Consider the following 11,419-nt stretch of genomic DNA (forward strand, 5'->3'; position numbering starts at 1 on the left):
AAAGGCACGGCTGTTTGCCGTGCCTTTTGTCTATCGGTATGCGCTAGGTCAATAGATTTTGTATACAAACTTGAAAGTTCCTGTGCCGACTAGCGCGTCCCCAGCGCCTGCTCGAAGGCGAACCCCATCGACAACAGCGACGCCTCGCTGAACGGCAAACCGGAAAAATACAGCCCCACTGGCTGCCCAGCCTCGTCGAGCCCCGCGGGCACGTTCAAACCCGGGTAGCCTGCCTGCGCCCCAACACCGCGCAAGCCGCCATCGGGCAGGTCGAGCAAGGCATCCAGCACATGCTGGGCAGTGGCGTTGTCGAGCAACATCCGGCTATCGCCCCGCAGTTTGTCAGCCGCACGCCGGTAGGCGGGCTCGTCAAACTCCAGGGCCTGGGCATCTTCGAGCAATTGCTGCCCGTAGCCTTCCGGCCCTGGGTTCTCCCGGTTATGGGCAATGACATCGGCAAGGCTTCGCGCCTCGATGCCTGGCCTTGCACGCAGGTAACGCCCAAGCTCACGCTTGATGTCATAGCTCAACACCGCCAGCTGTTCGCTGAACAGGTTCGGAATCACCATGGGGATGGGCACCAGCGTCGCCCCCGCGCCTTCGAGCACCGCTGCCAGCCTGCTGAAATGCGGGTGTTCGATAGTCAGCGAACCGTCCCAGCGGTGCAGCGGGTACCCCAGGCGCTTGCCTTGAAGCGCATCGCCGTCGAGTTGCCCAAGGTAATCGGTACTTGGCGACGCCGTCACGCCAGGCCCATCGGTCGGGCCCATCGCGCCTAGCAGCAGGGCGACATCGCTGACCGAGCGGGCCATCGGCCCAGGCGTATCCTGCCAGCTCGACAGGGGTACCAGCCCGGCCTGGCTCAGCAGCCCGAGGGTGGGACGCAGGCCCACAACCAGGTTGGCGTAGGCAGGGCAGATGATCGAGCCGTTGGTCTCGGTACCCACCGATAGCGGTGCGAAGCCTGCCGCAAGCGCCGCCGCCGGGCCTGCGCTCGACCCGCAAACGGGAAGGTCCAGCCCCCAAGGGTTGCGTACCTGGCCGCCTCGCCCGCTCCAACCCAGCGGGATGGCCCAGTCCCGAAACCCGGCCAGCTCGGCACCATTGGCCTTGCCCAGCACCACGGCTCCGGCTTGGCGCAGGTGTTGGACGACGGCTGCATCTTCAAGCGCAGGTTGCCCTACCAGCGCCAGGGAACCACTGCTGGTCTGCATCGAGTCAGCAGTGTCGACATTGTCCTTGAGCAGCACCGGCAGGCCATGCAGGGGGCCGCGCACCACGCCTGCGGCGCGCTCCTGGTCAAGGGTGGCAGCGATAGCCAGGGCATCGGGGTTGATCTCGACGACCGCATTGAGCCCAGGCCCCTGGCGGTCCAGCGCGTCAATGCGGGCCAGCCCCCGCTCGACCAGCTGCACCGAGGTGACAGTGCCTGACGCCATGCGTTCTTGCAGTTCGCGAGCGCTTGCGAAGTCGTTCGCATCGGGTGGAATCAAAGAAGCAAAGCCCGGCCCATCGAACGATGAACCGGGCTCTGCATGGGCGCTTTGGGTGCCTGCCAGCCATAAGCCGGCGATGATCAACATAGGTGTCAGCTTGTGCATGTCACTGTCCTCGACTGAGATAGGTCACTGCTTGTGCAGTGGCCCAGTCTTGAAGATCAGCGACGCTGGCAGCAGACAGACAGCCTTCCATGCTGCCGACCGCGCGCCTTGACGCGCGGTACCGGGGTCAAATCTCCAGGTAGTCGAGGATGCCTTCAGCGGCGTTGCGGCCTTCAAAGATCGCCGTCACCACCAGGTCCGAACCGCGCACCATGTCGCCACCGGCGAACACTTTCGGGTTGCTGGTCTGGTGCTTGAACCTGGCCTTCTCTGGCGCCACCACGCGGCCCTGGCTGTCCAGCTGGATACCATGCTGCTCGAACCACGGCGCCGGGCTTGGGCGGAAGCCGAAAGCGATCACCACGGCATCGGCCGGAAGGATCTCCTCGGAGCCCGGGATCGGCTCGGGGCTGCGGCGGCCACGGGCATCCGGCTCGCCGAGACGGGTCTCGACCACCTTCACGCCTTCGACCTTGTCCTCACCGACGATGGCGATGGGCTGGCGGTTGTAGAGGAACTTCACGCCTTCTTCCTTGGCGTTCTTCACCTCTTTGCGCGAGCCCGGCATGTTGGCCTCGTCGCGGCGATAGGCGCAGGTCACCGACTTTGCGCCCTGGCGGATCGAGGTGCGGTTGCAGTCCATCGCCGTGTCGCCACCACCCAGCACCACGACCTTCTTGCCCTGCATGTCGACGAAGTCTTCCGGCGACTTTTCGAAGCCCAGGTTGCGGTTGACGTTGGCGATCAGGAAGTCCAGCGCATCGTGCACGCCGGGCAGGTCCTCACCGGGGAAGCCGCCCTTCATGTAGGTGTAGGTACCCATGCCCATGAACACGGCGTCGTACTCGGCGAGCAGTTGTTCCATGCTGATGTCCTTGCCCACCTCGGTATTCAGGCGGAACTCGATGCCCATGCCGGTGAACACTTCGCGGCGGTTGCTGAGCACGGTCTTTTCCAGCTTGAACTCGGGGATGCCGAAGGTCAGCAGGCCACCGATCTCGGGGTTCTTGTCGAACACCACCGGGGTCACGCCGCCACGCACCAGCACGTCGGCGCAGCCCAGGCCCGCCGGGCCTGCGCCGATGATGGCGACGCGCTTGCCGGTGGGCTTGACCTTGGACATGTCCGGGCGCCAGCCCATGGCGAAGGCGGTGTCGGTGATGTACTTCTCCACCGAGCCGATGGTCACCGCACCGAAGCCGTCGTTGAGGGTGCAGGCACCTTCGCACAGGCGGTCCTGCGGGCACACGCGGCCGCACACTTCGGGCAGGGTGTTGGTCTGGTGCGAAAGCTCGGCCGCAGCCAGGATGTTGCCCTCGGACACCAGCTTCAGCCAGTTGGGGATGAAGTTGTGTACCGGGCACTTCCACTCGCAGTACGGGTTGCCGCAGCCCAGGCAGCGGTGTGCCTGCTCGACGGACTGCTGCGGCTTGAAGGGTTCGTAGATTTCGACGAACTCCTTCTTGCGCTGGCGCAGCAGTTTTTTCTTCGGGTCCTTGCGGCCCACTTCGATGAACTGGAAGTCGTTGTTCAGACGTTCAGCCATTTTTCAAAACCTCTTTACCGCAGTTGCCGGCATCAGCCGCAAGCTGCAAGACGATCACTTGAGCCGGGCAGGCACCGCGCACGGGGCCTGCCACTTGCAGCTGTTGTTACTGCGGGTTGGCACGGGTGCTGGACAGCAGTTGCTTGAGGTTGGCCGCCTTGGGCTTGACCAGCCAGAAGCGCCGCACGTAGTCGTCCAGGTTCTCGAAGAGCTCACGCCCCCACTCACTGCCGGTTTCTTCGACGTACTCGCCCAGGACCCGCGCCAGGTGGCTGCGGTAGGCCTCCATCGCCTCACCACTGATGCGCTGGATTTCCACCAGCTCATGGTTGAGTTTGTCGACGAAGGTGTTGTCCATGTCGAGCACGTAGGCGAAGCCGCCAGTCATGCCAGAACCGAAGTTGTAACCGGTCTTGCCCAATACGCAGACAAAGCCGCCGGTCATGTATTCACAGCAGTGATCGCCGGTGCCCTCGACCACAGCGTGGGCGCCGGAGTTACGTACAGCGAAGCGCTCGCCAGCGGTACCGGCGGCGAACAGCTTGCCGCCAGTGGCGCCGTACAGGCAGGTGTTGCCGACGATGGCGCTGTGCTGGGTTTCGAACGGGCTGCCGGCCGGTGGCACGATGGTCACCTTGCCGCCGGTCATGCCCTTGCCGACGTAGTCGTTGGCATCGCCTTCCAGGTGCAGGTTCAGGCCACCGGCGTTCCACACGCCGAAGCTCTGCCCGGCAGTGCCCTTGAAGCGGAAGGTGATCGGCTTGGCGGCCATGCCCTGGTTGCCGTACAGCTTGGCGATTTCGCCAGAGATACGGGCACCGATGGAACGGTCGCAGTTGCAGATGTCGAGGCTGAACTCGCCACCGGCCTGGTCGCGGATCGCCGCCAGGGCCATCTCGACCATTTTCTCGGCCAGCTCGCCCTTGTCGAACGGCGGATTCTTGTCCACTTCGCAGAACTGCGGCTTGTCGGCCGGAATGTGCGAGCTGCCCAGCAGTGGCGACAGGTCGAGGTACTGCTGGCGCTCGGTGTCACCTGGCAGCACGTCGAGCAGGTCGGTACGGCCGATCAGCTCGCCGAGGCTGCGCACGCCCAGCTTGGCCAGCCACTCGCGGGTCTCTTCGGCGACGAAGGTGAAGAAGTTGATCACCATGTCGACGGTACCGATGTAGTGGTCCTTGCGCAGCTTGTCGTTCTGCGTGGCTACGCCAGTGGCGCAGTTGTTCAGGTGGCAGATGCGCAGGTACTTGCAGCCCAGGGCGATCATTGGCGCGGTGCCGAAGCCGAAGCTCTCGGCGCCGAGGATGGCGGCCTTGATCACGTCCAGGCCGGTTTTCAGGCCGCCATCGGTCTGTACCCGCACCTTGCCGCGCAGGTCGTTGCCGCGCAGGGTCTGGTGGGTTTCGGCCAGGCCCAGCTCCCACGGCGCGCCGGCGTACTTGATCGAGGTCAGCGGCGAAGCGCCGGTGCCACCGTCGTAGCCGGAGATGGTGATCAGGTCGGCATAAGCCTTGGCCACACCGGCGGCGATGGTGCCGACACCGGCTTCTGCCACCAGCTTGACCGATACCAGGGCCTGCGGGTTGACCTGCTTGAGGTCGTAGATCAGCTGGGCCAGGTCTTCGATCGAGTAGATGTCGTGGTGCGGCGGTGGCGAGATCAGGGTCACACCCGGTACCGCATAGCGCAGCTTGGCGATCAGGCCGTTGACCTTGCCGCCTGGCAGCTGGCCGCCTTCGCCGGGCTTGGCGCCCTGGGCAACCTTGATCTGCAGCACTTCGGCGTTGACCAGGTATTCCGGGGTCACGCCAAAGCGGCCGGTGGCCACCTGCTTGATCTTCGAGCTGCGGATGGTGCCGTAGCGCGACGGGTCTTCACCGCCCTCACCGGAGTTGGAGCGCGCGCCCAGGCGGTTCATCGCCTCGGCCAGGGCCTCGTGGGCTTCTGGCGATAGTGCACCCAGCGAGATACCGGCGGAGTCGAAGCGCTTGAGGATGGCCTCCAGCGGTTCGACCTGCTCCAGCGGCAGGGCCTGGTCGGCCACCTTGACCTTGAGCAGGTCGCGGATCATCGACACCGGGCGCTGGTCGACCAGCGTGGTGTATTCCTTGAACTTGGCGTAGTCGCCCTGCTGCACGGCGGCCTGCAGGGTGTTGACCACATCCGGGTTGTAGGCGTGGTATTCGCCACCGTGGACGAACTTCAGCAGGCCACCTTGCTGGATCGGCTTGCGCGCGCTCCAGGCTTCGGCAGCCAGCAGCTTCTGATCACTTTCAAGATCGACGAAGCGCGCGCCCTTGATGCGGCTGGACACGCCCTTGAAGCTCAGGCCGACCACTTCCTCGGCCAGGCCAATGGCTTCGAACAGCTGCGCGCCGCGGTACGAGGCGATGGTGGAGATGCCCATCTTCGACAGGATCTTCAGCAGGCCCTTGGAGATGCCTTTGCGGTAGTACTTGAAGACTTCGTCCAGGTCGCCCAGCACTTCGCCGGTGCGGATCAGGTCGGCCAGCACTTCGTAGGCCAGGTACGGGTACACGGCCGAGGCACCGAAGCCCAGCAGCACGGCGAAGTGGTGCGGGTCGCGGGCGGTGGCGGTCTCGACCAGGATGTTGCTGTCGCAGCGCAGGCCCTGTTCGGTGAGGCGGTGGTGCACCGCGCCGACGGCCAGCGACGCGTGCACCGGCAGCTTGCCCGGGGCGATGTAGCGGTCGCTCAGCACCAGTTGGGTCTTGCCAGCGCGCACGGCCTCTTCGGCCTGGTCGGCGATGTTGCGCACGGCCGCTTCCAGGCCGACGCTTTCGTCGTAGTTGAGGTCGATCAGCTGACGGTCGAAGCCTTCGCGCTCCAGGTTCATCAGCGAGCGCCACTTGGCAGGCGAGATGACCGGCGAGCTGAGGATCACCCGCGAGGCGTGCTCGGGGGATTCCTGGAAGATGTTGCGCTCGGCGCCCAGGCAGATTTCCAGCGACATGACGATCGCTTCGCGCAGCGGGTCGATCGGCGGGTTGGTCACCTGGGCGAACTGCTGGCGGAAGAAGTCGTACGGCGAACGCACGCGCTGCGACAGCACGGCCATCGGCGTGTCGTCACCCATGGAGCCGACCGCTTCCTGGCCCTGCTCACCCAGTGGGCGCAGCACCTGGTCACGCTCCTCGAAGGTGACCTGGAACATCTTCATGTATTGCTTGAGCTGGTCGGCGTCGTAGCTGGCCACGCCCTGGTCGTCGGTCAGGGTCGCCTGGATGCGCGTGGCGTGCTGACGCAGCCAGCGCTTGTATGGGTGGCGCGACTTCAGACGGTTGTCGATGGCGTCGGTGTCGAGGATCTGGCCGGTCTCGGTGTCGACGGCGAGGATCTGGCCCGGGCCGACACGGCCCTTGGCGAGCACTTCATCAGGCTGGTAGCCCCACACGCCGATTTCCGAGGCGATGGTGATGTAGCCGTTGGTGGTGGTCACCCAACGTGCCGGGCGCAGGCCGTTGCGGTCGAGCAGGCACACCGCGTGGCGGCCTTCGGTCATGACGATACCGGCCGGGCCGTCCCACGGCTCCATGTGCATGGAGTTGTATTCGTAGAAGGCGCGCAGGTCGGCGTCCATGGTCTCGACGTTCTGCCAGGCTGGCGGTACCAGCATGCGCACGCCACGGAACAGGTCGATGCCGCCGGTGACCATCAGTTCGAGCATGTTGTCCATGCTCGAGGAGTCGGAACCGACGCGGTTGACCAGCGGGCCGAGCTCTTCGAGGTCGGGGATCTGGTCGTTGGCGAACTTGGTGCGACGGGCCATGGCCCAGTTGCGGTTGCCGGTGATGGTGTTGATCTCGCCGTTGTGGGCGAGGAAGCGGAATGGCTGGGCCAGCGGCCATTTCGGCAGGGTATTGGTGGAGAAGCGCTGGTGGAACACGCAGATCGCGGTTTGCAGGCGCTCGTCACCGAGGTCCGGATAGAAGGCCGCCAGATCGCGCGGCATCATCAGGCCTTTGTAGATGATGGTCTTGTGCGAGAAGCTGCAGATGTAGTGGTCGGCGTCGTGGGCGTTGGCCACGGACGAACGGCGACGGGCACTGAACAGCTTGATGGCGAATTCCTGATCGCTCAGGCCTTCACCGCCGATGAACACCTGCTCGATCTGCGGCAGGCGCTCAAGCGCCAGGCGGCCGAGCACGCTGGTATCGATCGGCACCTTGCGCCAGCCGACCAGCTTCAGGCCGGCGTTGACGATCTCGCGGTCCATGTTGGCGCGGGCGGCTTCGGCTTTGACCGGGTCCTGGTTGAAGAACACCATGCCGACGGCGTACTGCTTGGGCAGTTCGACGGCGAAGTGTTCCTGGGCCACGGCACGCAGGAATTGATCGGGCTTCTGCATGAGCAGACCACAACCGTCACCGGTCTTGCCGTCGGCGTTGATACCGCCGCGGTGGGTCATGCAGGTCAGGGCCTGCATGGCGGTTTGCAGAAGGTGGTGACTTGGCTCGCCCGTCATATGGGCGATCAGGCCAAAACCACAGTTGTCCTTGAATTCTTCGGGATGGTACAGACCTGTTTTCATAGACACTTTCTCACCAGGTTCGCCCCTCAGCCGGAGGCAAATCTCTTTTTTAACAACCACTTACCATCCACGCCGATCAAACGCCAGCTTTTTTGCGGTGGCCATGGAAAACCATTGTTGCACAGGGACAGCGACGCCCACAAATTTTCATGTCTCACCATTGAAAATTTATGTCGCAATTTTGAATGTTTTTGCGCCATGAGCCGTGGTACGGCTTGACTCGAGTGTGAAGCGTTTCAGCCATGACTGCAACAGAGGGCTTGTGGCCGGCAGTCTGGGACAGAAAAGCCTGCCGCGCTCAGGCGCAGCAGGCTAGTTGAAAAGCTGGAAGTCGCTCGGCAACTGGGCGGCGGGGTGATGCCGCCCGGAAGGTATCAGCGGGCCGTGGCCAGCTCTTGTTGGACGCTGCCGACGGTTCGTGGCCAAGGTTTACCAGCCTGGACCTTGGCTGGCAAGTTCTTGATTGCCGCAGCGGCTGCATCGCGGTTGGCGAAGTTGCCGTAAGTGACCACGTACAGCGGCTTGCCCTGCAGGTTCTTGCGGAAGTAGCGATAGTCGCCACCCTGCGCCTTGACGAAGGCCTGGGCCGACGCCTCGGAGCTGGTGCCGAAGATCTGCACCACGTAATTACCGGCTTTTTGCCCGGCGTACCAGCTGCTGTTGCCAGCGCCGCCGGCGGCCGGTTTTTCGGCTGGCTTGGCGGCAGGCTTGGCAGTGGCGACCTGGGTCGGTGCCGCAGCCGGCTTGGCAGGCGCAACCGGCTTGGCCGGCTGGGTTGCTACAGGCTTTTGCACAGGCGCAACCGGCGCGTTGGTCACTGGCTGGGCCGGTGCCGGCGCTGCGCTGGCCGTAGCCCCTTGTGGCGGCGCGATGGTGGTCACGGTTGGCGGTACCGCAGTCGAAGGGGCGGCAGGTTGCAGCGCCGTGTTGCCTGCCGGGCCGCTTTCTTCACCTTCACCCATGCCCGCAGCCTGAGCCAGCGGTTCGCGCATCACCGGCTGCGACTGGCCGACCAACGGCAGTGGCATCGGCTGCGACGAACCAGAGAACTCGATGTTCGGCGCCGCACCACCTTGCTGGCCCAAGGGCAGTTGGGCCTGGGCGGCAGGCGCCTCGCTAGGCGCCTTGTCGCCCTTCTTCGGCATCAGTACCGCAGCACCAACGGCGACCACGACCACAGCGGACAGCGCAAGCACGTGTTTCTTAGGCATTTTGAACCCCATGGATGGTCGCTTGGCCGTGGTCCGGCTGGCGATCATGGCTTCGATCAAGGTATCGCGAGCGACCTGGTTGATGGTGCCAGGCCACCCGTCGGAGTTTTCGTGGATGTCGACGATCTGTTCGCGGGTGAACACCTCGATGCCCCGGCCTGCACCATCCAGGCGCTGCTCCAGGTACTCGCGGGTTTCTTCCTCGCTGTAAGGCGCAAGCTCGATGATGTGGAAGCGCTCTTCCTCGATGCTGAGCTCATCGAGCCCGGCGATCAGCGAAGGCTCACCGAACAGGAACACGTGCGGACGGCCTTCGGCCACGCCCGCCGCCAACTCCAGCAACGCTTGGAGTGCCGACTCGTCGAGTTGTTCCGCATCGTCCACCAGCAAATAGACTTCCTGGCCGGTCAGCGCCAACTGCACCACCTGCGACAGGATCGCCTGCACTTCAGGCTGGGCCACGTTGAGCGACTGTGCCACCTGGCCGAGCACGCTGGCCGCATCGGCAGCGCCGCGGGCGGACACCACCACGCTTTGCACCGATTGCTTGTTGGTGCTGGCCACCAGCGCCTGGCGCAGCAAGGTCTTGCCACTGCCCACGGGGCCGGTGACCACCAGCATCAACTGGCTGTAGCGCGCCAGGTGGTGCAGCTGGCCCAGCACCGGCTTGCGCTGGGCCGGGAAGAACTTGAAGCCCGGCACCCGCGGGGCGAACGGGTCGTGGGTCAGTTGATAATGTTCGAGGAACGCCTCATCGGCATGCAGAGTGCTCATTGCGTTGTCACAACCTCAAAGCTGGGCCACGATCGCGCGGTAATCCGCCGCCAGCGTGGCCTGAAGAATCTCTTTCGGATAGTCGTCGGTGACGACGGCCTCGCCCATCTGGCGCAACAGCACCAGGCGCAGGCGGCCATCGAGCACTTTCTTGTCGACTGCCATGTGCTCCATGAAATGCGCCGGGGTCATTTGCTGTGGCGGCACCACCGGCAATCCTGCGTCCTGCAGCAGACGAATGCCTCGGTCACGCCCGGCCTGGTCAATCCAGCCCAGGCGCATGGACATCTCCAGGGCCATCACCGTACCTGCCGACACCGCCTCGCCATGCAGCCAGACGCCATAGCCCATGTGGGTCTCGATGGCGTGGCCGAAGGTGTGGCCGAGGTTGAGGGTGGCACGCACCCCTGACTCGCGTTCGTCAGCGCCCACAACTGCCGCCTTGGCAGCGCAGGAGCGGCGGATGGCTTCGGTCAGGGCGGCAGGCTCCAGCGTGCGCAGGGCCTGCATGTTGTCTTCGAGCCAGCCTAGGAACGGCTCGTCGCAGATCAGCCCGTACTTGATGACTTCGGCAAGCCCGGCGGACAGTTCACGCGCTGGCAGTGTTTTCAAGCTGGTGGTGTCGATCAGCACGGCGTTGGGCTGGTAGAAGGCCCCGACCATGTTCTTGCCCAGCGGATGGTTGATGCCGGTCTTGCCGCCCACCGACGAGTCCACCTGGGACAATAGCGTGGTCGGCACCTGGATGAAGTCGACACCGCGCTGGTAGCAAGCAGCGGCAAAGCCGGCCATGTCGCCGATAACGCCGCCACCCAGGGCGACCACGGTGGTGCGGCGGTCGTGGCGGGCGGTCAGCAGCCCGTCGAAGATCAGTTGCAGGGTTTCCCAGTTCTTGTGGGCTTCGCCGTCCGGCAGGACCACCGGCTGCACCGAGTAGGCACCCAGGGTCTTGCTCAGGCGTTCGAGATACAGAGGCGCGACGGTTTCGTTGGAAACGATGGCCACCTGCCGGCCGCGGATGTGCGGCGCCAGCAATTCGGGCTGGTCCAGCAGGCCTTCGCCAATGTAGATGGGGTAGCTACGCTCGCCCAGGTCGACCTTCAGTGTCTGCATGTATCCCCACAATGTACTTGGGCGCGGTGCCGACAGTGCGGCGCCGCGCGGTGACGTTCAACCCCGCCCCGGCGTTGGTCGCCGAGGATAGACCCCGGCTTAGCGGGGCGGCAACTTCTGCAAACGCTCGAGGATGTCGAGCACCACCATGCGCGGTGGCCGTTCGTCGGTTTCTACCACCAGGTCGGCGATTTCCCGGTAAAGCGGGTCGCGCGCCTCGAGCAGGGCACGCAGGGTGGCCTCCGGGTTGGCGGTGCGCAGCAAGGGCCGATTGCGGTCACGGGCGGTGCGCCCGACCTGCTGCTCGACGGAGGCATGCAGGTAGATCACCCGGCCGCCAGCATGCAGCGCCGCGCGGTTGGCTTCGCGCATCACCGCGCCGCCACCGGTGGCCAGCACCACGCCATCGAGCGCGCTGAGCTCGGCGATCATCGCCTGCTCACGGTCACGGAAGCCCGGCTCGCCTTCCTTGTCGAAGATCCACGGGATATTGGCGCCGGACCGCAGTTCGATTTCCTTGTCGGAATCCTTGAACAACAGGCGCAGCTCTTTGGCCAACAGGCGCCCGATGGTGCTTTTACCAGCGCCCATGGGCCCTACAAGTATCAAATTTCGCACAGAA

6 protein-coding genes are annotated in these 11,419 nt (G+C 64.6%); all 6 read right to left on the reverse strand.

The features are described from left to right. Positions 1-89 precede the first annotated feature (89 nt). Positions 90-1,439: an amidase family protein gene (locus tag KSS94_RS25310; protein ID WP_225935819.1), complete on the reverse strand. Its 1,350-nt coding sequence runs from the start codon at positions 1,437-1,439 to the stop codon at positions 90-92. Between the two features lie 289 nt (positions 1,440-1,728). Continuing rightward, on the reverse strand, positions 1,729-3,147 hold the full coding sequence (locus KSS94_RS25315) for an FAD-dependent oxidoreductase (protein WP_217840755.1): 1,419 nt from the start codon (positions 3,145-3,147) through the stop codon (positions 1,729-1,731). Positions 3,148-3,253: 106 nt separating this feature from the next. Further along, the gene (gene gltB, locus KSS94_RS25320; RefSeq protein WP_217840756.1) at positions 3,254-7,699 is read right to left on the reverse strand and encodes a glutamate synthase large subunit; all 4,446 of its coding nucleotides are present in this window, start codon (positions 7,697-7,699) and stop codon (positions 3,254-3,256) included. A 374-nt stretch (positions 7,700-8,073) separates the two neighbouring features. After that, positions 8,074-9,684, reverse strand: coding sequence for an AAA family ATPase (locus tag KSS94_RS25325; RefSeq protein WP_217840757.1), 1,611 nt, complete (start codon positions 9,682-9,684; stop codon positions 8,074-8,076). Between the two features lie 15 nt (positions 9,685-9,699). Then, positions 9,700-10,797, reverse strand: a complete 1,098-nt coding sequence (aroB, locus tag KSS94_RS25330) for a 3-dehydroquinate synthase (protein ID WP_217840758.1) — start codon at positions 10,795-10,797, stop codon at positions 9,700-9,702. Positions 10,798-10,896: 99 nt separating this feature from the next. Continuing rightward, positions 10,897-11,415, reverse strand: coding sequence for a shikimate kinase AroK (gene aroK, locus KSS94_RS25335; protein ID WP_217840759.1), 519 nt, complete (start codon positions 11,413-11,415; stop codon positions 10,897-10,899). Between the last annotated feature and the right edge of the window lie 4 nt (positions 11,416-11,419).

It is taken from the genome of Pseudomonas fakonensis, from assembly GCF_019139895.1.
Lineage (GTDB): Bacteria > Pseudomonadota > Gammaproteobacteria > Pseudomonadales > Pseudomonadaceae > Aquipseudomonas > Aquipseudomonas fakonensis.